Origin of the sequence: Clostridium sediminicola (genome assembly GCF_050402865.1) — a bacterium.
Lineage (GTDB): Bacteria > Bacillota > Clostridia > Clostridiales > Clostridiaceae > Clostridium_AF > Clostridium_AF sediminicola.
In genome coordinates, this window is record NZ_BAABMF010000006.1 from 1 (window position 1) to 23,327 (window position 23,327).

26 protein-coding genes and 1 pseudogene are annotated in these 23,327 nt (G+C 29.7%); 5 read left to right on the forward strand and 22 right to left on the reverse strand.

What is annotated here, in order from left to right; translation table 11 throughout:
• Nucleotides 1-155: 155 nt before the first annotated feature.
• Nucleotides 156-1,340 (reverse strand): PsbP-related protein, encoded by a 1,185-nt coding sequence (locus ACQ3F0_RS11630; RefSeq protein WP_428865424.1) that lies wholly within the window; start codon nucleotides 1,338-1,340, stop codon nucleotides 156-158.
• Nucleotides 1,341-1,884: 544 nt separating this feature from the next.
• Here ACQ3F0_RS11630 and ACQ3F0_RS11635 point away from each other — a divergent pair.
• Both ACQ3F0_RS11635 and ACQ3F0_RS11640 read left to right on the forward strand, forming a co-directional pair.
• Complete coding sequence (locus ACQ3F0_RS11635) at nucleotides 1,885-2,376, forward strand: RNA polymerase sigma factor (protein ID WP_428865425.1); 492 nt, start codon at nucleotides 1,885-1,887, stop codon at nucleotides 2,374-2,376.
• Entirely contained in the window at nucleotides 2,369-3,505 is a 1,137-nt protein-coding gene (locus ACQ3F0_RS11640; protein ID WP_428865426.1) for an anti sigma factor C-terminal domain-containing protein, read from the forward strand. Before ACQ3F0_RS11635 ends, ACQ3F0_RS11640 begins: the two co-directional genes overlap by 8 nt.
• Nucleotides 3,506-3,598: 93 nt before the next feature.
• Here the strand turns inward: ACQ3F0_RS11640 and ACQ3F0_RS11645 are convergent, their stop codons facing one another.
• The 9 genes and pseudogenes from ACQ3F0_RS11645 to ACQ3F0_RS11685 all read right to left on the reverse strand — a co-directional run bounded on the left by ACQ3F0_RS11645 (nucleotide 3,599) and on the right by ACQ3F0_RS11685 (nucleotide 10,092).
• Entirely contained in the window at nucleotides 3,599-4,399 is an 801-nt protein-coding gene (locus ACQ3F0_RS11645) for an EFR1 family ferrodoxin (RefSeq protein ID WP_428865427.1), read from the reverse strand.
• 179 nt (nucleotides 4,400-4,578) lie between these two features.
• A complete protein-coding gene (locus ACQ3F0_RS11650) occupies nucleotides 4,579-5,262 on the reverse strand; it encodes a hypothetical protein (protein ID WP_428865428.1) in 684 nt (227 codons plus the stop codon).
• Nucleotides 5,263-5,275: 13 nt separating this feature from the next.
• The gene (locus ACQ3F0_RS11655; protein ID WP_428865429.1) at nucleotides 5,276-5,587 is read right to left on the reverse strand and encodes a hypothetical protein; all 312 of its coding nucleotides are present in this window, start codon (nucleotides 5,585-5,587) and stop codon (nucleotides 5,276-5,278) included.
• A gap of 412 nt (nucleotides 5,588-5,999) precedes the next feature.
• A complete protein-coding gene (locus tag ACQ3F0_RS11660) occupies nucleotides 6,000-7,034 on the reverse strand; it encodes a PDDEXK nuclease domain-containing protein (RefSeq protein ID WP_428865430.1) in 1,035 nt (344 codons plus the stop codon).
• Between the two features lie 316 nt (nucleotides 7,035-7,350).
• Entirely contained in the window at nucleotides 7,351-7,593 is a 243-nt protein-coding gene (locus ACQ3F0_RS11665; protein ID WP_428865431.1) for a hypothetical protein, read from the reverse strand.
• A gap of 2 nt (nucleotides 7,594-7,595) precedes the next feature.
• On the reverse strand, nucleotides 7,596-7,778 hold the full coding sequence (locus tag ACQ3F0_RS11670) for a DUF3990 domain-containing protein (RefSeq protein ID WP_428865675.1): 183 nt from the start codon (nucleotides 7,776-7,778) through the stop codon (nucleotides 7,596-7,598).
• Nucleotides 7,779-7,860: 82 nt separating this feature from the next.
• Nucleotides 7,861-7,956 carry a DUF3791 domain-containing protein gene (locus ACQ3F0_RS11675; RefSeq protein ID WP_428865676.1) on the reverse strand — a complete coding sequence of 32 codons (96 nt, stop codon included), beginning with the start codon at nucleotides 7,954-7,956 and terminating at the stop codon, nucleotides 7,861-7,863.
• A 59-nt stretch (nucleotides 7,957-8,015) separates the two neighbouring features.
• Nucleotides 8,016-8,087 (reverse strand): annotated as a pseudogene (locus ACQ3F0_RS11680) (hypothetical protein); the annotation flags it as partial.
• Between the two features lie 664 nt (nucleotides 8,088-8,751).
• On the reverse strand, nucleotides 8,752-10,092 hold the full coding sequence (locus ACQ3F0_RS11685; RefSeq protein WP_428865433.1) for an RNA-binding domain-containing protein: 1,341 nt from the start codon (nucleotides 10,090-10,092) through the stop codon (nucleotides 8,752-8,754).
• 533 nt (nucleotides 10,093-10,625) lie between these two features.
• Between ACQ3F0_RS11685 and ACQ3F0_RS11690 the strand changes: the two genes are divergently transcribed.
• From ACQ3F0_RS11690 to ACQ3F0_RS11700, 3 genes are read left to right on the forward strand one after another with little or no spacing between them, the layout of a single operon-like run.
• A complete protein-coding gene (locus ACQ3F0_RS11690; protein WP_428865434.1) occupies nucleotides 10,626-11,060 on the forward strand; it encodes a hypothetical protein in 435 nt (144 codons plus the stop codon).
• 14 nt (nucleotides 11,061-11,074) lie between these two features.
• On the forward strand, nucleotides 11,075-12,433 hold the full coding sequence (locus tag ACQ3F0_RS11695) for a hypothetical protein (RefSeq protein WP_428865435.1): 1,359 nt from the start codon (nucleotides 11,075-11,077) through the stop codon (nucleotides 12,431-12,433).
• On the forward strand, nucleotides 12,417-13,523 hold the full coding sequence (locus ACQ3F0_RS11700) for a hypothetical protein (RefSeq protein WP_428865436.1): 1,107 nt from the start codon (nucleotides 12,417-12,419) through the stop codon (nucleotides 13,521-13,523). The genes ACQ3F0_RS11695 and ACQ3F0_RS11700 overlap by 17 nt, the downstream gene beginning before the upstream one ends.
• A 380-nt stretch (nucleotides 13,524-13,903) precedes the next feature.
• Here ACQ3F0_RS11700 and ACQ3F0_RS11705 read toward each other — a convergent pair whose 3' ends face one another.
• The 12 genes from ACQ3F0_RS11705 to ACQ3F0_RS11760 form a co-directional block, all read right to left on the reverse strand.
• Entirely contained in the window at nucleotides 13,904-14,602 is a 699-nt protein-coding gene (locus tag ACQ3F0_RS11705; protein WP_428865437.1) for a CbiQ family ECF transporter T component, read from the reverse strand.
• Nucleotides 14,603-14,793: 191 nt separating this feature from the next.
• Nucleotides 14,794-15,066, reverse strand: coding sequence for an energy-coupling factor ABC transporter substrate-binding protein (locus ACQ3F0_RS11710; RefSeq protein ID WP_428865438.1), 273 nt, complete (start codon nucleotides 15,064-15,066; stop codon nucleotides 14,794-14,796).
• Nucleotides 15,067-15,068: 2 nt separating this feature from the next.
• Complete coding sequence (locus tag ACQ3F0_RS11715) at nucleotides 15,069-15,791, reverse strand: energy-coupling factor ABC transporter permease (RefSeq protein ID WP_428865439.1); 723 nt, start codon at nucleotides 15,789-15,791, stop codon at nucleotides 15,069-15,071.
• Entirely contained in the window at nucleotides 15,791-16,573 is a 783-nt protein-coding gene (locus tag ACQ3F0_RS11720) for a cobalt-precorrin-6A reductase (RefSeq protein WP_428865440.1), read from the reverse strand. Before ACQ3F0_RS11720 ends, ACQ3F0_RS11715 begins: the two co-directional genes overlap by 1 nt.
• Before the next feature lie 297 nt (nucleotides 16,574-16,870).
• Nucleotides 16,871-17,593 carry a precorrin-3B C(17)-methyltransferase gene (gene cobJ, locus ACQ3F0_RS11725; RefSeq protein ID WP_428865441.1) on the reverse strand — a complete coding sequence of 241 codons (723 nt, stop codon included), beginning with the start codon at nucleotides 17,591-17,593 and terminating at the stop codon, nucleotides 16,871-16,873.
• A gap of 30 nt (nucleotides 17,594-17,623) precedes the next feature.
• Complete coding sequence (cbiG, locus tag ACQ3F0_RS11730; RefSeq protein ID WP_428865442.1) at nucleotides 17,624-18,607, reverse strand: cobalt-precorrin 5A hydrolase; 984 nt, start codon at nucleotides 18,605-18,607, stop codon at nucleotides 17,624-17,626.
• Nucleotides 18,608-18,618: 11 nt separating this feature from the next.
• Entirely contained in the window at nucleotides 18,619-19,371 is a 753-nt protein-coding gene (gene cobM, locus ACQ3F0_RS11735; protein WP_428865443.1) for a precorrin-4 C(11)-methyltransferase, read from the reverse strand.
• Between the two features lie 12 nt (nucleotides 19,372-19,383).
• Entirely contained in the window at nucleotides 19,384-20,049 is a 666-nt protein-coding gene (locus ACQ3F0_RS11740; protein ID WP_428865444.1) for a cobalt-factor II C(20)-methyltransferase, read from the reverse strand.
• Nucleotides 20,050-20,610, reverse strand: a complete 561-nt coding sequence (gene cbiT, locus ACQ3F0_RS11745; protein WP_428865445.1) for a precorrin-6Y C5,15-methyltransferase (decarboxylating) subunit CbiT — start codon at nucleotides 20,608-20,610, stop codon at nucleotides 20,050-20,052.
• A 1-nt stretch (nucleotide 20,611) separates the two neighbouring features.
• Nucleotides 20,612-21,220 carry a precorrin-6y C5,15-methyltransferase (decarboxylating) subunit CbiE gene (cbiE, locus tag ACQ3F0_RS11750; protein WP_428865447.1) on the reverse strand — a complete coding sequence of 203 codons (609 nt, stop codon included), beginning with the start codon at nucleotides 21,218-21,220 and terminating at the stop codon, nucleotides 20,612-20,614.
• A gap of 271 nt (nucleotides 21,221-21,491) precedes the next feature.
• Entirely contained in the window at nucleotides 21,492-22,574 is a 1,083-nt protein-coding gene (gene cbiD, locus ACQ3F0_RS11755; protein WP_428865448.1) for a cobalt-precorrin-5B (C(1))-methyltransferase CbiD, read from the reverse strand.
• Nucleotide 22,575: 1 nt separating this feature from the next.
• The gene (locus tag ACQ3F0_RS11760; protein ID WP_428865449.1) at nucleotides 22,576-23,205 is read right to left on the reverse strand and encodes a precorrin-8X methylmutase; all 630 of its coding nucleotides are present in this window, start codon (nucleotides 23,203-23,205) and stop codon (nucleotides 22,576-22,578) included.
• Nucleotides 23,206-23,327 lie beyond the last annotated feature (122 nt).

Genomic DNA, 23,327 nt, shown 5'->3' on the forward strand with positions numbered 1-23,327 from the left:
AATATAGATAAACATAATCCAACAGTATTAGTATTTCAAAGATAAAAAATAATATTACTGGAATTAAGAATTTCCAGTAATATTATAATTATAAAATATTAAACTACACAAAACTATCTAGAGTCTCAAATTGAGCAGACTCCCTTTTACCTAATCTATTTCATAATTATAGATTTTTCTTTTTCCACCCATTCATTTATAAGTGTTTCACCTGATTTTTTATAGAATTTTTGAAAACTTTCTGCTTCATTGTATTGATTTTGAGCAAAGAATTCTTTAAATAAATCAATTCCATATTCGTCTATCAAGTATTTTACAAATGAAGCACCCAAAGTATATGCCTCGCCGTCTTCATTTTTTCTAAAGTCATTTCCAAATAACTTAACATTATAATTTTTTTCTTTTAATATTTCAGCACTTATTCTATCATAGTTTCTTCCTGACATATCAAAATATGTTGCGAATCCTTCATTAATTAGATCTGATGTCAAACGCTCACCATTATTAATCCACCATGAAATACAATGTGCTATTTCATGTCCTTCACTTTGGCTATACTTAGTATATATCTCATTATATTCACTTAAAGCAAATCCCAATGTTAAACCATACTCATCTGCCTGATCCTGTGAATCAAATACATATATCTTTATTATTTCATCAGTAGACTCAACACCTAAATACTCTATTATATAATCAAAGGCTTTAATTCTACCTTTAGTCCATCCTTCTACATCATTACTAATAATGCTATGTTTTGGATAATATACCTCCAGATTCCCCTCACTATATTTATTCCAATTTTGCCATAATTCATTTATCGATTTACGGTTTTGAAACGTAAATGTGTCTAATATTTTATCAATTTTTATTTGAGATTCCTTATTAATTGTTCCTTTAGTTTCAAAGTTCAATTCATATACTAAACCCTTATTTTCAACAACGTATACCTCATTTATTTTTCCATCTTCTTTTATTTTGATATTGTACCCTTGTTTTCCCGATATAGTATATTCTTTAACTTCACAAAGCAAGTTTGGAGTCTTTTTTATATTGTTTATTCTTTCCTCCATTATAGCGACCGTATTAGTTCCAAAAAAATCTATTGAAATACTTAAACCAAGTATTTTACTATCGTTAGTATCAAAATACACCCTACTATTTTTTATAAGCTTTTTATCCACGTTTGGTTCTTCCCAATCACTTGGATAACTAATATTATATAATATATTCGAATATGTTTTGTATTCCTTCATTACTTGTACATTATTGGCGCAACTTGTTAACAAAAGAAGTAGCACTCCTACTACACTTATACAAAATAGTTTATTAACTTTCATTCAATAGCTCCTCCTGATTAGCTTAATTTTTTTCATATACTGCTACGATATAAAATTATTTATATTATAGTAAGCGTAAACTCTTCCCAACATTTTAATACTCTTTTGAATATACGCTACTATCTCAAAAACATATACTTGTACATATTAACAATAGTTACTATACCAGTCAATATTTTTCCAATTATTCTACTATATCGTAGAATATAAAACTAAAATGTCCGAATAAATTTTGTTCAAAACCATACGTAATTTACTACTTCTGGTGTTAAATTAGACCCACCTTCTGATTTTTTAAAAGAATAGTGTTACTCCATTAATCTTACTATATGGTTAAACCACAAAAAGTAAGTTGAACTAACATCAACCGCAATATATACCGCAGATTGAACATTTCTGACGCTATTTACTGTGGTTGAAGTTCAACTAAATTACTTTTTGTGGATTAACTACTATATAATATTTTTATAAAGTACCGCGATATTTGGTCAACTTAATCGTATATATAATGACACTGTTTAAATCCATGGATGGGAGTGATTGTTTGGAGGACGACACTTTTATTAAAATCTATAAAGAGTATTCATCATACGTTTATAAGTACCTTTATGGACTTACATATAATCATCAAATATCAGAGGATTTGACACAAGAGGCCTTTATTAAAGCATTATGCGTTCTTCAATCCCCTAAGGAAAGTATTAAATCCTGGCTTTTAACCGTAGCCCATAACCTCTACGTTGATTATGTTAGAAAAAACAAAAGATTGGATTTTCGAGAAGACAGCTTTTTAAATCAAATAAAGGTAGAAGATTTTACTGAGGGTATAATACATAAGGAAAATACACGGTTAGCTTTTGAATTAATTGGACAACTTCCTGAAAATCAGCGCCAGGCAGTACTGTTATGCTTGGTAAATGAACTTTCATATCAACAAGCAGGAGAAATTTTAGGCATCAGTGTTTCAGCAGTAACGAATTTAATTTACAGGGCTAGAAAAACTCTTAGAGTCTTAAGGAGGAATATTAATGAATAGTGATTTTCAAGAAAAACTGCACTTATATAAAGAAGGTAAATTGAACCAGAATGAAATCCCAGAAATAGAATGTGAAATAGATAAATTCTCTGCTATATGGGATTATCTTAACGACGATGATAAGGCATTCTTCGAAGAATTGAAGCTAGATATGCCCGAAAGGAAAGATAATCAGAGTAAATCTGCTAAACTTTTCAAACGTAGAGTTAATCTAAGGATTGCCATGATGACGACAATTACAGTTCTTTCTGCTTCTATAATTATTATCTTACTAATTTTTTTAACATCAAATATAACAATGTCATTATTTGGACTAAATTATAAAGAATCCTACGTAAAAAGAGCAGCAATTGTTCAATTAGCTCAGATATTTCATCCGCAATATGAGTACACTTCAAGCAGTGAAGCTACATCACTTTTTGCACAACAAAGTATTGATGTCCACCTTAACAATACTGTTGGGCATACAATAGTAGATGAAACTGAGCTAAAGGTTAAATATAGTTTGGGCAGACTTGTTCAATCAAAGCAATTAATAGAAGCTCCATTTTTTCCAACTGAGCATTATTCCTTGTTAAATAGCCATGAATCTGACCCCATATCAGGTTTTAAAATATTAGAAAATGCCCCTCAAGGGACAGTGTCAAAAATATTTGTTGAATTCAATAAAACTTTAACTGCTCAACAGCTAAAAGATTATTCTATAAATCAAATAAATAATATGGACATTACCCCTATTGTAGCGGTGGACTCGAAGCTTGTTTTAGCAAATCCTTCATATTATGGATTCACACGTACTTATCCATACGATAAGAATAAAGATAATGATAAACAGATGGAAGATAACAGTTTAAAGCAAACTCAATATGAGAATATGGACGACCAAGCTCACAAGGACTCTTTAATTGGTAACCTGAATCTTATAAAGAATAACCTCCAACTGCTACAGGTAATGTACTATGACGATATATTTAATGATATTAATTTTGATAATCTGATTAAAGATGTTGAAAATAATGGCGCCCAATATGTAGGTATGTATATTACTGCTGACAGCAAGGAGCTCTTAAACCTTAAAGATAATCCACTTATTCACTGTATATGGGTGGAAAACATTGTTGTATGGTAAAAGTATACTTTGAAGTATTTCTGAAAGCTCAATTTTGAGCTCTCAGAAATACCCTGCTTTAGAATTTCCTGACTTCAGGTATTAAATTCCTCCCTAAATTTTAATTTTAAGAGGATTATAATCTCCCTTGGGCCCTTTCCATCTAAACTTTCCAATCGTTCCTTTGCCTATTTGAATAGCTTCTTTGGGACATTGATGTAAACATCTCATACAAAGATAGCACTTATCCTCAAATGATATTCCATCATCATTTACTTTTATATTCTTTGATGGACAAATTTTTTCACATTTTCCACATCTAATGCAATTCTCATTTACCCAAAATTTCTTTGCTATGATTTTTTCACCAACTTTAAATCCTACACCTAAAAGTTTACTAATAAAGCGATTACTAATTGCATATTTTATATTTATACCCTTTTGATTTATGTTGTTTTTATCAAGCATTTTATCTACTTCTTCAAGTTTGGAAAAATCCATTTTTCCTATTTTATCTACTATCTTAGAATCTTTTCTTGAAAAAGCTAGTCCATCTGAGCCTGGCATGGTTACATCTGCATATGAAAGTCGATTATACCCTTGTTCTCTGAATAATTTAAAGGCCTGTTCCACAGCTGCTCCACTAAAAAAAGCCTTGGTGCAAAATATAAAAACAGTCTTTGTAGTTGTAACAGTTATACCTTTTAAATAATCTTTTATAAAATTTGGCACACCACAAGCATATACAGGAAAACCAAAAAACAAAGTATCATATTGTGATATATTTTCCTTCTTAAAGTATTCTATTGGAGATAGCGTTATATCGTGTTCATCAGCATTTAAATGATCTTTTATATATCTCGAAACAAATTCTGTGTTTCCAGTGCCACTAAAATATAATATCAATATTTTCATGATCATTTCCTCTTTCCTTTTATGAGTTTACTCATATTTTATTGGATTTATATGGGAAAGTAAATTATAAAAATTACCTCATCTAACTTACTTTAGATTAACTTACTCTAAAGTAATATAATCTAAAGTAAGTTAGATTATATTTATATCACATTTGGCTTATTAGTATTCATTGATATTCAAGTTACTATCAATCGATTTTTAATTTCAGTATACAAATCATCAATATCTGTAGTAATTTCTCTTTGGCAGATAGTTAATATTTTAGGTTTACCTATCAAAAGTCTTCTAATCCAACTTCTCTCACCTAGAATACTTTTCATGTTTTCTGGTAGAATTCCAATACATTTACCTGAAATATCTTCATACTTAAATACCTCTTTAACTTCTTCCCATTTTAATATATCTAATTCCGGTGAAAAAATATCAAAATCACGTTTTATACCATAATAATTAATTAACACAATAGGCCTCTTTTTAAAATATTTGATAGTAGTAGATACTAACAACTGCAGCCCAAATATACACATAAGTATTGCTAAAATATGAATAAGTATATTCTTGAAAAACATTCCATCTAAAATAAGAACTGAAAATATTATAATGCTCGTCAAGACATCATATTTAAAGTTGAAATATTTATTAGTATCAATTTTTGATTCTTTTATCTTTTCAATTCTATGGATTTGAGATAATAATGTTCCAATAGCTACTGCTATTACCACTAGGCTATCACTACAATCAAAATCTAAACGCAAAACAGCTATTCCGCCAGTAGCTATTATAAATATGCAAAAAACTACTGTTAATATATATTTTTTCATACTCATAGTTAATACAATTTCATTATTATTTTCAGTCATAAACCCTCCTAGTTTAAAGAATTGTCATTACTAAAAATTTACAAGCCAATTTAGCTTGACCTTTTGTAAGACCAAGCTTGTCTTCATAAAATTTATAACTCGTTTGAAGTTTATCTCCTTTAAACTTCTTCCTATACTCAATAACTTCCCCTGTAGTTTCATCAATAACCTTTGTAGGTCTATACCAATAAATAATTTCAGATAATATAAAAATAGCATTCATATTAACTCTGCCATTTTTATATCTTATATTTTGAAACCAACCAGAATCAACAATATTTCCTTGTAATTTTAATTTTCCTATTTGAGTAACTATGTCATTCATGAAACTCTCCCTCTAAAAAATATTGTTCTCTTCTAGCTAAATTTCTAATCATGTTTTTGTAATAATTATACATTATTTATAACTAAATGTAAATAATATTCAAAATCCATTTTTGGCTTTTCTAAAATGTTTTTAAAAGTATTTCTGAAAACTCAATTTTGAGCTTTCAGAATTTAAGATTTGAATATACAGAATATTAGGGGATTGGAATACCTGAAGTCTTGATTTCCGATGGCAGGTACTTAACATTTACTAAATGCTTAAGTACCCTAAATAAGGCATGTAAAAAGTAACAATTAGTCATCTTTGTACATGCTTTTAAATATATATATTTTATTTATTATAGCTCGTTACTGGTAAATTTTACACACCAGGGATAGTAGCGAAACTTTTTTTAGATTAATTAGAAACGTTATTTGATTTTCTTCTGAATTTCAATAATATCTCTTTCTTTAATCAACTCTTCTTTTAGTTCTTCCTCTGAAGGCAAATATATCTTATATTTTGATGCAAATATTTGCTTTTGACCTTCGGGAAGAGTATATTTGACTACTGCTTCATTTTTCTCTGAACATAACAGTATACCAATAGGCTCATTTTCTCCATCCATCATTTCATTCCTTTTGTAGTAATTGGTATACATCTGCATTTGTCCAATATCCTGATGAGTTAATTTGCCAATTTTTAAATCTATAAGCACAAAACACTTCGCAATTCTATTATAAAAAACTAAATCTATAAAATAATGCTCTCCATCTAAAGTTATTCTTTGTTGTCTAGAAACAAAGCAGAAACCTTTTCCCAACTCTAAAAGAAATTCCTGTAAATGCTCAATCAACGCATCTTCTAAATTCTTCTCATAAAAAGCAGAATTTTGCTTCAACCCTAAAAACTCTAGAACATAAGGATCTTTCACTAAATCCTCTGGTTTAGATATTTTATGACCTTCATTTGCTAATTGTAAAATACTCTTTTTATCTTTGCTCAAAGACAACCTTTCAAACAATAATGATGCTATCTGTCTATCTAATTCTCTAACTGACCAATTTGCTGAAATAGCTTCTTCAAAATAGAATTTTCTCTTTTGTGTTTCATCTATCTTAGATAGAAGCAAATAATGACTCCAACTCAATTGGTCAGACAGTGTCTGACTTATTGAAAAAGCATTATAAAATCTTCTCATATACTTCAGATTAGTAGTTGAAAAACCTTTACCAAAATCTTTTGTTAATTTTTCTGATAAATATTTTATTATATAATCTCCATAATTAGCCCGATCTGTTCCATTTTGCTCTTCTTCAACAATCATTCTTCCAATATTCCAATATGCATCCACAATTGCAAAATTAACAGCTTTATATGCTTTTTCTCTTGCTCTACTTAAAGTTGTCTTTATATTATCGTATAAGTTTTCATCTTTAATATTTATCCCATTTTTATGTACCAAACTACCTCAACTCCCTTAAGCCTCTATATAAAAATTGTATAGCAACTTTCAAAAAATTACTACTCTTTAATCATTTTTGTCCTATTATTATATCTTAATACTTAAGTGGTGAAATAAGTTCAAAATTTGTCTAATTATATATAATTTTAGAGAATCCATTTTTGGCTTTTCTAAAATGTTCTTGAAAGTATTTCAGAGAATTCAATTTTGAGTTCTCTGAAACATCTACCATCGGGATTCACGACTTAAGGTATTAAATTATAAATGCCTATATAATCAAAAAAACATCAAATTGATGTTTTTTTGATTAACTCTATTAATGGACAAAGTCCTTTGGATAACTTTTATGCTCCATTAGCCCATATTCTAACATTAATTCCTGTGCTAAATATTTAGCCCCTCTACAATGTAAATCCCCTACTCCTTCACTTATTAATCCATAAGTTTCAGATGTATAAAAAAACCTCATACTTTCATCTAATTCTTTTCCAGTTTCTTTGGAAAACTCAAGAATTATATCTTTATATAGAGATTGTAATAATATTTTATTTGCCTCCATATTTACACTTCCTTATACTCTTTATACTTTAAATATTTGTTTATTATTTCTTGATTAACAATGCATATCTGATGATCAGGTTTATAATATTGCAATCTTTTAAGTGCTTCACCTTTATCAATTAAGCTATCTTTATAAAGTTCTATTGTATTATATACTCTATCATCTGCTATACCACCTATAATAACCTTTTTCCAAAATCTAAAACATCTCTAGGAAAAGACACATGAGGATTATTAACTAAACAAAATGAGCCGTGGTATACTATCATTTTATCGTTCCTCTCTCTTTCAATACTTCCATTAAGTCTTCAACAATATAATGCTTACTCTGGGAATGTAACGGTTCATAACAAGGAACAATATACTCTTGTAAATATGTGTATCTTCATCTACTAATTTATATACATCTTTTGCACTCATCTTCATCTGTTCAGCTAAGCTCTCAACACAGAAAATAACAAACTCCAATACCTTTTTATCCAATAGAGCCACAACCCACAATACTTATATTTATATAATAACCCAGCATTTATATATATTCTATGCTATCCTAATACTAAATTGTAAATTACAACCTTTCTCAATAAGTGAAATTTTATTTACATAAATCACTACTCATTAATCATTTTTGTCCAATTGTTATATCTTAATACTTAAGTTTTAAATTTAGTTTCAAATTTATCTATATATATTATTTTAGAGAATCCATTTTTAAGTTTTCTAAAATGTTCTTGAAAGTATTTTTGATAACTCAATTTTGAGCTCTAGGAAATATCTAACGTCCACGGCAGGTGTTTAACATTTACTAAATGGTTGATTAACCAAAATAAAGCATGTGAAAAGTACCAATTGGTCCTCTTCGTACATGCTTTTAAGTATTTATATTTTATTTATTATATCTTGTCATTGGAATATTTTACACCCCTGAGTAGTGTGGAAACCTTTAGTTTTAGCTTGCTACTTTTCTTGGTTATATTAGGACATGCAATGGCCGGAGTTGATTCCGTTCGTACCCCGAACGAAAACCGGTCGAATATTATAAACTCATTTTACAGAGACTCCAATTCAACTATTAATTTATACGTGTCCAAAGCTCGTTGAATCGTCGATATTTTGATACAAGTATAAATTAATTTTCACAATGGATTCTCTATACCTATTCATTTAAAGTATACTTAGTCTCTTTACCGCTTCCAATTTTAACAACAATACCTGTGCTCTGTAGTTTTTTAAGAATCTCAACAGTTTGTGTCTTCTTCAAATTAAGAACTTGCTCAGCCTCTACTCTATTAATAGTTTTATTCTTTATTAAGTATTCAGCAAGTATCTTTTCATTATTACCCAGGTTTTTAATTTTACCTTTCAAATTATTCATGTTATTCATGGAATAAATATCATTACTCTTACAAGCAATATTAGGTAAAACAATTTTTATTGTATTCTCTGAAATATCAAAAACAGGATTAGCATCATATTCTTTGTAGTACTCTTTAATTCTTCTAATTCCAGTTGCAAGTCTTTCAATTATATTTATTCTTAGGAATATATCAGATAGTATTTTATTTCTAGGAATAGATATTCTACCTTCTAAAAACTCGTCCTCTGATATGCCTATTGGAAGACCTCCTGGTGATATAATTTCAATTCTACTATCATAAATTTCAACTTTTATATCCCCTTGTTTTGAATAATCTCTATGCACAATTGCGTTAGCTATAGCCTCTCTAAATGCAACTCTAGGAATCTCCTCAATTGTTTTTCTATATGCATTATTTATTATTTCCTGTGTATTAATATGCTTTATATAAAAATCCATGCTTCTGTCAAACTGTTCTATTATAGATATTTTTGATAATATTAATCTATCTTTAATGTTTAGTATAGAATCCCCATCAAATCTGATTAATGCTAATGTAGAATTTACTAGAGGGTTTTTATCTGAAAGTAGCGCCATAGCGTTAGTATATTTATCATTTTTAATAAGCTCTAATGATTTCAACATATCTTCTGATAACTTCCCTATACCCAGCTTTTCTCTAAGCTTTCTTTCCAAATAATCAACACTAAGATTTTCATATGAGCAGTTTAAAGAATCAAAACTTAAGTTTCTTCCCTTTAATACCAAATCCTCATAACCCCATTTATCAACCTGAACTGTAGAAGTATCCATACGTTTATATGCTTTGTTATTCAACGTATAAGGTGTATTTTCACCCTTATAAACCTTTATACTAATTATAGTTTTCTCCTCAATTTCATCATATTCTATTTCATAATAAGGCTTCGGAAAAATATTATCATTAATAGCATTTTCTATACTTAATCTTACTGCATCAGGATTTTCTATACCAATAACAGAGCCATCATCATTAACTCCTATAAGAATATTTCCGTTATGATAATTTGCAAATGCAGAAATAGTTTTTAATAACGTTTTTGTATACTCTTTTTTAAACTCTATAAACTTTGTTTCTCCAATAGCAATTAATTTTTTCATTATCGTTTCCTTTCATAATAGATTATACCGAACGAATTATATTCGTTCGGTATAATTGTATCATGATTAATATATATATTCAAGATTTATTTGTAATTATTTTACATTTAGAGTTTTTGACTAAATCTCCATCAGCAAAGCTTCCCGTCATTTTACAAACAATTTTTTTTGCAATTGATGTTTAACATTCTTAATTATTATTTAACTAAAGCTATCAATATAACTTTTTAGGTGTATTCATATTTCGCTAATAAGTTATTTAGCTAAAAAAACATCAGGTTTCCCTGATGTTAATATACTTGTATTATTTAACATTTTTTTATACATTATTTATATAAAATTCACATAAATTTCTTTAGGTCCGGGGCATTTTGCGAGGAAGCTTTGCTGACGAGCTTACTTTTGGAAATATGAAAACTTCCGTAAAAACAAACCTATAGATTATTTATAATGTATACACTAACATGTTTATTAATGTATAATTAAATATAATATGGTTTTATTATAAATATATACAATAAGGTGATGGAATTATGAAAAAGCAATTGATGATGGAATTAACTGAAATTGAAATTATAGACGAACTCACTACTGAAAATGATGAAAGTGATAATCAAGAGTGTCTTTTATACAAGAAAAGATTAAAAAAACTAATTACGGATGTAGCTGAATCAGATGACTTCGTTGGAATACAATCAACAAAAGATGGGTTTGATAGATTACAAGCCACAAGCAAATATTTAACAATTATGCTCATATATAATATTATTGACCAATTAAGACATAGCAATAAAAAACAAATTAAACCTACTGATGTGGATAAAGCATTAGATAAGATTTTGGCTAACTCGAGCGCTATAGACACCATCTTGGAAATGCTCAAAGAAGATATTAAAAACCTTAAAGAATTGAATAATAGTGCAGCAGTATTTAAAACAAGTAAATTTATTAATGATCTTTATATCTAAATGAGGTGATCAGAGTGATAGAGCAAAAATTATTTTTTACAAGAAATGGTGAGTACACTATATGGGAAAAAATCAATTTAATAGATAAAAAAAATTTAGAGTTAATAATAAAACATATAGAAGATGTTATGAATATAAATTTAAATAGCATAGAATTCACAAATTCTACAAAAGAACGAATAATTTACACAGTCTATAAATCTAGATATAACACTAATCAAATACTAGAAACTTTGATTAATCAATCTTTTTCTAACGAGCACATAGAGAAATCTGATTTTAATGCAAGTTTATTTAAAATAGATTTAAGTTATATCAGTATAGATTTAGGATATATAAAGTTACAAAAGTTAAGTGAAAAAGATAGAGAATATGAAATGTCTGATATACATACATGTGTCTTTTTAAGAAAAGATATAAATTGTATTGATATTAGATTGAGTAGCATAAAGATAAATGATTATAAAGATAATGATAACCAACAGTTCATAAATACAGAGCTAAGAATATATTTTAATCTAGGTTTTATATTAATGACTGATTTTAATGAGTATACTCATACAAAGACTGTAAAAATGAAGTTGATGGATAATATCAAAAATTTGCTTACCGATACATATGATGATATTACTCCCTATTGCTTAAGTGATATAGCTCTTAGAGTCTTATTGAAAAAAAGTAATAAATATGCTTCTAAATTCAAATTCTCCGTTGATAATTGTATGAATGTGGATTTTAATATCATAGATAATTTTGGTGATAATCCATTGCAACATACTAGTTTAAGAGATTTTTATGATAAACACCCTATATCATTAATAAAAATATCTATGAGTTCCAATGAAGATAAGTATATTACAATAGATGGTGATAAGGGTAAGTTAATATGTAGATCTAAAAGTATGGAAGTTAAAGATGTTGATGAATTTATTAATCTATTAAAAGATGTTACAAAATATGATTATTTAAATACAAATTATATAAAAGAAATCAAATTAATTGCAAAACGTAAGTTACTAGGACCTTCGTTAATGAAAGTATCTCAAGTAGACGATATGTTTTTAGAGATTAGAAGAAACATAAATACACTTTTAGGCAATAATGATGATATAGATACAATATCAATTACAAGAAACACTTTCATTTATTGTTTAATCAATGATATTTTTATTGAAAATAATTCAGAAATCAAATTCAAACTAGATGAAAGAATAGTAAAGCTATTATCTAAACTATTAGAAATAGATATAAAAAAAATCCACAATATATTTAGCCATATTATGGATTTAGCTATTAATAATAGCGATAATATTTTAGAAGTATTTGATAAATTTATTAAGCTAAAGGGTGAATTAAATGCTAATCAAGTATGAATATGAATTACTATCATTCATTGCGTCAAAGGGAATTAATAAATTAAATGGTGATATAGTAATTAATTTAAGTAGAATTAATGATGATATAGATGAAGACATGGATTCTTATTTTCAAATATTGGATTATAAAACTCTAATAACTTTAACAGCCAATAAAATCATTATAAATGCAGAATCATGGATTGATTTTTTTATAAATAATCTAAAAAAAATCTTTACATATAATAATCTAGATGTACAATGTGAAAAAGAAATCAAATATAAAGGACATAATAAACAATTTTATGTAGAATTAAAATTAAACGGTTCTTCAAAGTTATTCAGATTAGTATTAGATAAAAATGAAATAGATAATAAATATCAAGAAGATTTAATTTTTATGTGTACTCCTAATGCATATGAAGATAGATTATATTGGTTAGAATTATTGAACAATATAAATTTATTAAAGATGTTCTATTCATATTTAAAAAAAGAAATCACTTCTGTAAATAAACTTATATATAGAAATATTGATATATTTGAAGGAATAGATGAAAAACATGTTAGTGAGATTTTTAATGTTTCCATTAAAAATTATTTTATTAATAAAAGTAAAGAAATTATTGATTTCAACAAAAAACAAGCTGAGATTATTTATAAGCTAATTTGCTCAGATAATCTATGCTATTATGGTATAAAATTTAATTGTGGTGATTTATGGATAATTAAAAATAAAAATAAAATATTATTTTTATGCATAAACGATAATGAATTAGTTTATTCTGATATTATTGATAAAGAAATAAATACTTTGCACAAAAGGGTATTAGATAAGGTTAGTGAATATAAAGAATTAACTATGTTTAAGGAGAATAACACGTTAGATAATTTAATGAAAATAATAAGTAAAGTAACTGTTTTTTTTGTTCCTACTGCCTTGGTAGTAAATATCTTAAGTATTCTAAAATTAAATGTTATGAATTTAAAAAATTACAAACCAATACTCATTATTATCATTGTAATATTGACGTTTATACAAGGTATAATAATAAAACTTGTGTATATACCTACTATTAAGATGAGTAATTTCAAATGGGATATATAATATCAATACTAAATTCCTACAGCTACTACTCATCGCTAAAAGGTACGGACCAAATTAAATCTATATGAATTTCTTATAATTTATCTACAGGTTCCGTACCTCATATTTCTCAACTTCCAACTTGACTGTTTATCCATTAAAAATATATCAATTTATATGCTTATTACTCCCCTTATAACTGAAATACAAAACTCAAAAACTTATATATTCTTATAAATGAAAGTCTTTCATAGTAATTGCATGTTTTTATCCATTTAGTAAAGCTTGATTCTTTTTTTATTTTAAATGAATTATATATTAGTTGAATATTACCACACTAATAGATAAAAGAACACGCAAAAAAGCCCCACCCAAATCGGCGAAGCTCCAAAATCTAATTATTAAACCAAAACCAAACTCCCAACCAACACGAAACAATACCCCAAACACCCCAAAACTCTCCAAACCGAAACCCCAAATTCCTTCCCCATATAAACAACACACCCTCTAGAACACCGCGCATCTATACTATCCTTAATCTCACGCCATCGCTTCATAGTATTCACAAACAAAAGCCCTGCCATTTTTGCCGTATCGGTAATCTTAGCTTTAAAACCACTAAATCCACCTCTCACCAACATGGCTTTATACATTATCTGATACTCATCTTCAATCAATACAATAAACCGCTCCATATTTTTAGCAATATCCGTAATATCACTAAGCCAATTCACTTTAGAAGTAAGATAAAAAATATCATCTATTGGCGTTGTTAAAACTAAAAAACTAAGAGACATAGCCCCTGATAAAGTTTTTAAAACAACCACCAGACTATAATAAATCCCATAATCAAAAACAAAGGTAATTGTAGAGATTAATCCGAACAAAGTTAAAGTTACTGCAAATTTAACCACCATTTTAATAGGATTCTTGCATAACAAATGCAACAAAGCAAAAAAAGCAATATTTATTAATAAAGGAATAGCTGACTTAGTAAAACCTAAAATTAATATAGGAAAAATAGTTAAAATCAATTTCTCAATTGGATGTATTAAGTTATATTTACTGTTTTTTGAGTATGCGCTGATTAATCGAAACATAACTATCCCTTTCAAATAGATAATCTACTTCGTAGATTTATCATATTAGTGACAAGTGACAAGTTGCAGTTGATTTTCCTACAGAAAATCTTTTAATCCTTTTAAGTTAAGAGCTTTCGAGTTCTCGAAAGGTATCAATAACTTGTAACTTGTCACTTATCACTTGTCACTTCCTTTTATTCTTTCGTATTTTAATTAACTGCTTTCTTCTTCGTCCTAACCATGTAAAATATTATAAACCCAGCCGCAGCAGATGCTTGTAACACAAATATTCCTTTTTCCGCTAAGTCAGTTGGTGGTTCCCATACACTTTCAAACCAAGGTTCATAACCTTCTCTTAACTCCATTATAGCATCATTTGCAGAATCATCAGATCCTGTAAAATCTCCTACTAGCCCCATAACAAACAAAACCATCATTAATCCTATAAATAACCCAACTATAATCTTCATACTTTTCTTCATATCTAAACCTCCACCTCAAGGATTTCAAGTTCTTTTTTAGAATGTTTTTGTATAAACTCAAACACAATAACAGTAAAGAATCCTTCAACTATTGCAATAGGTATTTGAGTTATTGCAAATACTCCTAAGAATTTTATAAAAGCAACCCATACTCCACCTGTTGTTGACGGTATTGCAAATGCCAGTTCAGTAGAAGTAACTAAATATGTCACTATATCTCCAAGAAATGCTGCTAAAAATACGGCAACTCTCATATTTTTATTTTTAAGTAATTTATAAACCACAAAAGCTACTATTGGCCCTATAATTCCCATTGAAAATACATTCGCACCAAGAGTAGTAAGTCCTCCATGTGCAAGGAAAATCGCTTGGAATAATAGAACAATTAAACTTATAACAGACATTACAAAAGGTCCAAATATTATAGCTCCAAGCCCTGTACCTGTTGGATGTGATGAACTTCCAGCAACTGATGGCAATTTCATAGCTGATAACAAGAATACAAATGCAGCAATAAGCCCTAGCATCATTTTTATATCCTTATTATTCATAGTTTTTTTTCTGATTTCCATTACTCCTTTAATAATAAATGGAGCAGAAATTACAAAGTAGAACAAACACCACATAGGAGGTAAAAAACCTTCTGAAATATGCATAGCTTGAACTGTGTAAGGCATACATAAAGTTAAAATAGCCGCCATTATAAACATATACTTCTTTTTCATCACACTCTTCCTTTCACAAAATAATTATTATATATAAAATCCACTAGATTTTTCTCTTTATTAAACACTTTAGAATATTCCTCATCCGCTCTTTTAATAACTATAGCCAAAATATTTGAATCCAAAGCCGCTTTCACCTTTTCTTCAGTTCCACCTTGAACTCCGCTATCCTTTAGTATCATAGCCACAGCAGAATATTCATTAATAAAACCACGATTCAAATCATAACCTATAGGACCTTTCATTGCAACAATATCACCAATATCAATACCTAACCCGATACATCTCTCCATAACGGAAACACTAGGAAGTACCCTATGAATCACTCTATTATTCAAATCCGAATTAACGAATTTATCTAGATTTCTACTCCCAGTTGTATTTAATACTGTTCCTTCAATTTCTTGAAATTTTTCAAATGCCCCTTCATAATCATCTACAAGTACAATATTCTTTTCGCCCTTATACTTATCAATAACAGAAGCCCTCTCATATCTCAAATAATCAATAGATAACTCCCTACAGATTGACTTAGTCATCTTTGTAATTTCCACTGCATAAGGGTGAGTAGCATCAATTATTATATTAATATTCTTTTCCTGAATTATCTCTTTCAGCTCTTCTTTAGCAAGTGGCTTAGAATTTAATTCTTTATACTTAAACTCTTTTAAAAGCTCTCCACCATAAGAAGTTGCTGTAGTTATAAATAAATCATCAGTGAACTCATTTAGTAAAGAAACAATATTCTTACCCTCTGAAGTACCTAAAATTAATCCGATCATGTATTCCCCCCTATTCAGAGATACTTTATTAGTGACAAGTGGCAAGTGATAAGTGACAAGTTGTGGATACCTTTCGCAAGCGAAAGCTTTTAATTGAAAAAAGATAAAATAATTCCTTTTGCACAGCAAAAGATCATTATCCAGTTATCGAAGATAACAAAGGCTTAGTTTAAGATTTTCTGCAAGAAAATCAACCTTAACTTGTCACTTGTAACTTATCACTTGTCACTCTTAACTTTTAACTCTTAACTAAACTCTTAACTCTTAACTGCTCAATAAATAAATCTACGCAGTAATTTATTTATTGAGCTTATAGCCTCTCGGTGTTATAAAAAATCCATCTTTCATATAGCTCTTACTGTTTCCAACAATAACTATAGAAAACATATCAACTATACTATCATCAAAATTATCTATAGTGAAAATATCTACTGATTGACCATCTCTTAAAGCATTCTTCACTACCGCAACTGGAGTATTGGAAGGTCTAAATTCTTTTATAGTGTCAATTGCTTCTCTTAAGTAAGTAACTCTCTTTTTACTCTTAGGATTGTATAGAGAAATTATAAAATCTCCTTCTGCTGCAAGTCTAACTCTTTTCTTTATATCTTCATAAGGAGTCATCAAATCACTTAAACTAATATTACAGTTATCATGCATTAATGGCGCTCCAACTACTGAACCTGCTGAAGATGATGCTGTAACACCAGGAATAATTTCAACTTCTTCATCTTTTCTAAGTTCTAATATAAGCCCAGCCATTCCATAAATACCAGCATCACCCGTACTTACAACAGCAACTATTTTATCCTTTGCAAGTTCCAAAGCTTTTTTACATCTCTCTTCTTCACCCATCATACCAGTAGATAAAGTTTCTTTACCCTCTATTAATGGCTCTAAAAACTCTAAATATTTTGTGTATCCTACGATTACATCACATTCTTTAATTGCGTTTAATGCTTTTACTGTTATATGATCAAGTCCACCTGGACCAATACCGATTACGTATAATTTTCCCATTTTTTTCGTTTCACTCCTCATTATTTACACCTATTTCAGTTCTCCTGCGCTAAATGTCATTCCATTTAGTTTCAGCTTCTCTATGGTAACCATTCCTCCTGCCAATTCAACACAGGGTTCCGCTACCGCTCTTACTCCAATGGTTTTTTCAACAAAGTCGCTTCCATCGAATTTATCTTGTATTTTTCTAATATCTTCTACTGTAAATATCTTAAGCTCGGCATTTAGTTCCTTAGCCAAAGCAATTATTGCTTTTTCATCTTTTTTTATTTCCACTGTTGCCACTGATTTTATACTTCTTCTATCTATGTTATTTTCTTTTAGAGTTCTAAGTACATTTACAATCATTATTTCTGGGTCGTAATTTCTTCTACACCCAATTCCAAGAACAATGTCTTTTCTTATTAATTTCAATATAAATTTATCCTTATTACAAGAAAGCATTTCTTTATTAGTCACACAAACCAACGAAGAGTGCTTTTCTAAATCGCTTATATATCCTTTAGGTAACCCTATAAGATTCTTCTCATCAAGAAATGCCACTTTTTTACCTTGAACTAAATCAGCCGCTATAACCTTTGCTTCTTTCATATCATTAATAATAAGATTATTATCTTTAGCAATCATATCAGGAGCAACTTTATTCAAATTATCCGTTGCTGTTGTGATAATAGGTGCAGCATCTAAAATCTTTGCTAGTTTCAATGTTAGTTCATTCGCTCCACCTAAATGTCCACTAAGCAAACTTATAACATATTTTGATGAGTTATCTATAACAACCACTGCTGGGTCTTCCGTTTTACTTATCAAATAGGGTGAAATAGCCCTCACTGCTATACCAGTGGATGATATAAATATTATTGCCTCGTACTCTTTCATAAGTTTCTTAGAGACTTCTTTGAAATTGAAATCCTCTTGCTTCTTTTTAGAATACAAATCAATATCCATGTGTTTATTTAGTTTTTCTGCTATTAAATCACCTTGATTCGTAAATGTTACAATAGCTGTTTTCATAAAATACCTCTCTATTTTTCCGCGTCTCTAAACATATGTGAGAATGTCTTATCATATAATAGACTCTTATCATAATCACAATCTATAAAGTCACCAACTAATATTTGAGCTGTTTTTGTGATACCTGCTACTTTAACTTTTTCGCTTATATCATCTAAAGTTCCTAAGATAGCTCTCTCATCTGGCCATGTTGCTTTTTCGATAACTGCTATTGGAACGTTTCTTCCGTAACCTGCTCTTAATTTAGCTACAACTTTTTCAATCATTGATACTGAAAGGAATACAGCCATTGAAGCACCAACTGATGCTAGTTTTTCTAAATCTTCAGTTTCTGGTACTGGAGTTCTTCCTTCAATTCTTGTAAGTATAACCGTTTGTGTTACATTTGGAAGTGTAAATTCTTTCTTAATTGCTGCTGCAGCTGCTGTGAAAGAACTAACTCCTGGCACCACTTCAAAATTAATATCTAACTTCACAAGTTCATCCATTTGCTCTTTTATAGCACCATAGATTGCTGGGTCTCCAGTGTGAAGTCTTACTACTTCTTTATCTTCTGCCTTAGCCTTCTTCATTACTTGGAGTACATCATCCAAAGTCATTGATGCTGAATTATGAATTTCTACGCCTTCTTTACAAAAATCCATGTGTTCTTTATTAACTAATGATCCTGCATATATTACAACATCTGCTTTAGATAAAATATCTCTACCCTTTACTGTGATTAAATCAACGTTACCTGGACCTGCTCCTATAAAATATACCATGTTAATTTCCCCCTAGTCTCTATTTGCTATGATTAGCGCCATATACTCGTTATTTTTGATTATTTCTTCCTTATTAGTTAAAACTTCCTGTCCGTCTCTGCCTGCTTTTTTAATATAAACATACTTGAAACCTTTATCCTCTAAGTAGTTTAATACTTCTTCTTCTCTTCTATAAACTTTCATAACTACAACAAATTTTTCATCTGTTACAGTATCAATTCTATCTCCAGGCACTATTTTAAGTGGCTCATTTCCTATAACAAGTGGTGTTCCTGCTATACTTGCACATGCACAGAAAGAAGTTATACCTGGCACTGTTTCAGTTTCGTACCCTTTTTCCTCTATGTATTTCAAAAGATATATATATGTACTGTATACAAAAGGATCTCCAATAGTTAGGAATGTTACATCTTTCCCTGCTAAAAGTTTTTCCTCAATAGCTTCAAAAGCTTCATAAATCTTATCTTCTTGCTCTGGTCCTCCCATTGGAAAATGCTTTACTAATACTTCGCAACCCTCATTAATATAATCCTCAACTGTTTCTAAGGCTATACTCTTTCCGCCTTTCATACCACTTGGCGTTACGATTACTTCTGATTCACCAATAATTCTAGCAGCTTTTATCGTTAAAAGTTCTTTATCTCCTGGGCCAACGCCTATTCCTATTAATTTAGCCATTTACTTCCTCCCACTTATTATGAATATTGGATTATTTGCAAGCAACATATGAGTTCTGCCTTTAGTTCTGCTCACTCCAATTTGATTACATTCAGTCTCTACTCCCAACTCCTTAAGAGTGTTTAATGCTATGTACAAATTATCTATAGTAATAAAGTTCAACACTATTCTACCCTGAGGCTTCAATTTTTCTAAACTTATATTAATGATTTCGCTCAGGTTTCCACCACTTCCACCTATGAAAACAGCATCGAAACTTTGGTTTATCTCATTTAATTTTTCCATTGCCTCCCCTTCAATTATTTCAAAATTGTTGGTTTGGAACTTTTCTTTATTCTTATATATTACTTCTAAAGCATCTTCATTTTTTTCGATTCCAATAACTTTTCCCTTTGAACAAATCTTTGCTGCCTGAATACTAATTGAACCTGTTCCGGCTCCTACATCAAGTACATTTGAATCTTCATCTAATTCCAATTTTGCTATGCTAAGTATTCTAATTTCTTCTTTTGTCATTGGGCAATTACCTCTGATGAATTCCTCATCTTTTATAAATCTCATTTTATTCACCCGGCCTTTCAACTACAAAAACACTTAATATAGTAAATTCTCCATTCATAAGTTCGCTTGGTGTTCCTGAAGTTATTCTCTCATCTTCATAAGATAAGTTCTCACCTATGTAAATTTTAGCTTCTATCTTATTCTCAAATAATCTTTTGCATAAACTTTGCGGTGTATTCTTATTATCCGTAAGCCATATAGAAAGTTTTTTATCTCCTACCACATCTAAAAATGCCTCTTCTCTTCCATGAAGACTTCCAAGTTCAGCCCCCTGCCAAGGTTTAGCAAGCTTTGCCATGAAATATTGAAAAGAACTGATACCAGGAATTACATTAACTTTTCCATTATAATGACTCTTAATATAATTTGTTATCCCATAAAATAATGGATCACCAGAAGCCAGGATTGAAACTTCCTTATCATCATTCTCAAGGATAAAATCAGAGATTTCTTTAAGAGATTTCACCTTAACCTTAATAGCTTTTGAATCCTCAAAACAATCCACTGCTCTGGAAAATCCAAGAATGTATTCGCTTTTATCTATTTGCTTTGTTGCTACTGGCAGTATGTAATCCTTGTGTCCTGGACCAAGAGCGACTATGTTTATCAATGAAATCTCTCCTTTTTGTTCTTATTCGTTGGTTTTGATTCTTGCAAAGGTTGGCGAACTTCTTTCAATGCACAATTCACAGTGCACAATTCACAATTATGGACACCTTTCGCAAGCGAAAGCTTTTAATTTAATAAAAGATAAAATGTTCTCTTTTGCGTAGCAAAAGCACCTTATTTCCATCATCGAAGATGATAAAAGCTTAATTAAAGATTTTCTGCAAGAAAATCAACCTTAATTGTGCATTGTGAATTGTGCATTGTGCATTTCTTTAAAAAGTTCTGCTGTTAAAAAGTACTCCTCGTTTCATCGCATACATCACAGCTTCCACTTCAATTTCCCCATAAGTGTATTGTTCCATTCTTGCTATGACCTTGTTTCCTATGCTTTTATAAATCTCATTATGTCTATTTCCAAGAAGGTTTACTGCACCTTCTGTTGTTTTTTCTGCGTATATTTCTTTTACAAGGTCCATATCAGCACCTGCAAGGGCTAATTCTAGGGCCACGATTTCTAGTCTTACGTCTGAAACTCTACTATGAGTATGAAAACATCCTGCAGATATTTTGCATAGTTTTCCTATGTGACCTATTATGGTTACTTTTTTTATTTTGTTCTCCACACAGCAGTTTAAGGCGAATCCTACAAAATTTGAAATTACAACTGCATTTTCTGTTGATATTCCAAGTTCTTTAGCTTTTGCCTCACCCATATTACCAAATACTAATAAGAGTTCGTCATATCCCTTCGCTACCTTCTGTTGAATTTCAAGTTTTACAGAGGCTTTCAGGGCTTCTTCTGACATTGGCATTACTATTCCTGACGTTCCTAGAATTGAAATACCGCCATCAATATTTAGTCTTGGATTAAAGGTTTTCTTTGCTACTTCGGCTCCTCTTGGAACAGATATGATTATTTCAACTCCCATATTTTCTGGAAGAACTTCTTTAACTTCTTTTTCAATCATTAGTCTTGGTACTGGATTTATAGCTGGCTCACCTTTTTTTACATACAAACCTTCACCATTTACAACTCCAACACCTTCTCCACCTTTTAAAACATAGCCTTCAGGAATCTTTCTAGCTTTAGACCATATTTCAAGACCGTGGGTAGCATCTATGTCATCTCCCCCATCTTTTATAACACAGCATTCAACGAAATCTTCTCCTCGATTAATCTTAGTGATTTCCAAATTCAAAACAATGCCTTTTGGGGTATCTATTTTCACTTCATTAATATCACAATTATTAAATAGCATATATGTAGCTGCTTTGCTTGCCGCTGTTGCACAGGAACCTGTGGTGTATCCACATCTTAATTTTTTCCCATCACTATTTACATATAAATCTAACATTTTAATCCCTCTTCACAAGCATATACATCAAGGCATTAACGATTGCCGCTGCTACACTACTTCCACCTTTTCTGCCTCTCACAGTAATCATTGGCATATCCAATTCTTCAATCTCTTCTTTTGATTCAGCAGCTCCAACAAATCCAATTGGCGCACCAACAATAAATCCTGGTTTAGCTTTTCCTTCTAATATTAATTCTTTCAACTTAAATAATGCAGTAGGTGCATTACCAAAAACAAAGAATTCCACGCCCTCTTCAACGGCTATTTCAACAGCTGCCATGCTTCTTGTAATTCCTCTTTCCTTTGCTATCTTTGCAACATCTTCTCTTGCAACATAACATATAACTTCGCAACCTAACATTTTTAGCGCTCTTTTATTAATACCAGACAAAGCCATGTTTGTATCAGTGTAAATCTTAGTACCTTTTTTAAGTATGTCAAGAGCAGCATCAATAGCTCCCTCTCTAATATAAACAATATCCTTATACTCAAAATCTGCTGTTGTATGTATAGTTCTCTTAATGATAGATAACTCTCTCTCATCAAAACTGTGAGGACCCATTTCCTCCCCAATCATTTCAAAACTTTTAACCTCTATACCCATGGGATTCTTTATGTAAGATTGCATTACTTCCACCTCTTCTTTTAGTGTTGTGTTTCAAACTAACTTTTGTATAAAATCGAAAACTTTTAATTTAAGATTTTCTGAAAGAGAATCATCCTATGGGTCGGCTTAAGAATTAGTTCTAC

What these genes read in the sequence shown, in the direction of transcription:
- ACQ3F0_RS11630 (WP_428865424.1), bottom strand. Translation starts at nt 1,340, where the DNA reads ATGAAAGTTAATAAACTATTTTGTATAAGTGTAGTAGGAGTGCTACTT.
- ACQ3F0_RS11640 (WP_428865426.1), top strand. Translation starts at nt 2,369, where the DNA reads ATGAATAGTGATTTTCAAGAAAAACTGCACTTATATAAAGAAGGTAAA.
- ACQ3F0_RS11645 (WP_428865427.1), bottom strand. Translation starts at nt 4,399, where the DNA reads ATGAAAATATTGATATTATATTTTAGTGGCACTGGAAACACAGAATTT.
- ACQ3F0_RS11650 (WP_428865428.1), bottom strand. Translation starts at nt 5,262, where the DNA reads ATGACTGAAAATAATAATGAAATTGTATTAACTATGAGTATGAAAAAA.
- ACQ3F0_RS11655 (WP_428865429.1), bottom strand. Translation starts at nt 5,587, where the DNA reads ATGAATGACATAGTTACTCAAATAGGAAAATTAAAATTACAAGGAAAT.
- ACQ3F0_RS11665 (WP_428865431.1), bottom strand. Translation starts at nt 7,593, where the DNA reads ATGGAGGCAAATAAAATATTATTACAATCTCTATATAAAGATATAATT.
- ACQ3F0_RS11685 (WP_428865433.1), bottom strand. Translation starts at nt 10,092, where the DNA reads ATGAAAAAATTAATTGCTATTGGAGAAACAAAGTTTATAGAGTTTAAA.
- ACQ3F0_RS11690 (WP_428865434.1), top strand. Translation starts at nt 10,626, where the DNA reads ATGAAAAAGCAATTGATGATGGAATTAACTGAAATTGAAATTATAGAC.
- ACQ3F0_RS11700 (WP_428865436.1), top strand. Translation starts at nt 12,417, where the DNA reads ATGCTAATCAAGTATGAATATGAATTACTATCATTCATTGCGTCAAAG.
- ACQ3F0_RS11705 (WP_428865437.1), bottom strand. Translation starts at nt 14,602, where the DNA reads ATGTTTCGATTAATCAGCGCATACTCAAAAAACAGTAAATATAACTTA.
- ACQ3F0_RS11710 (WP_428865438.1), bottom strand. Translation starts at nt 15,066, where the DNA reads ATGAAGAAAAGTATGAAGATTATAGTTGGGTTATTTATAGGATTAATG.
- ACQ3F0_RS11715 (WP_428865439.1), bottom strand. Translation starts at nt 15,791, where the DNA reads ATGAAAAAGAAGTATATGTTTATAATGGCGGCTATTTTAACTTTATGT.
- ACQ3F0_RS11720 (WP_428865440.1), bottom strand. Translation starts at nt 16,573, where the DNA reads ATGATCGGATTAATTTTAGGTACTTCAGAGGGTAAGAATATTGTTTCT.
- cobJ (WP_428865441.1), bottom strand. Translation starts at nt 17,593, where the DNA reads ATGGGAAAATTATACGTAATCGGTATTGGTCCAGGTGGACTTGATCAT.
- cbiG (WP_428865442.1), bottom strand. Translation starts at nt 18,607, where the DNA reads ATGAAAACAGCTATTGTAACATTTACGAATCAAGGTGATTTAATAGCA.
- cobM (WP_428865443.1), bottom strand. Translation starts at nt 19,371, where the DNA reads ATGGTATATTTTATAGGAGCAGGTCCAGGTAACGTTGATTTAATCACA.
- ACQ3F0_RS11740 (WP_428865444.1), bottom strand. Translation starts at nt 20,049, where the DNA reads ATGGCTAAATTAATAGGAATAGGCGTTGGCCCAGGAGATAAAGAACTT.
- cbiT (WP_428865445.1), bottom strand. Translation starts at nt 20,610, where the DNA reads ATGAGATTTATAAAAGATGAGGAATTCATCAGAGGTAATTGCCCAATG.
- cbiD (WP_428865448.1), bottom strand. Translation starts at nt 22,574, where the DNA reads ATGTTAGATTTATATGTAAATAGTGATGGGAAAAAATTAAGATGTGGA.
- ACQ3F0_RS11760 (WP_428865449.1), bottom strand. Translation starts at nt 23,205, where the DNA reads ATGCAATCTTACATAAAGAATCCCATGGGTATAGAGGTTAAAAGTTTT.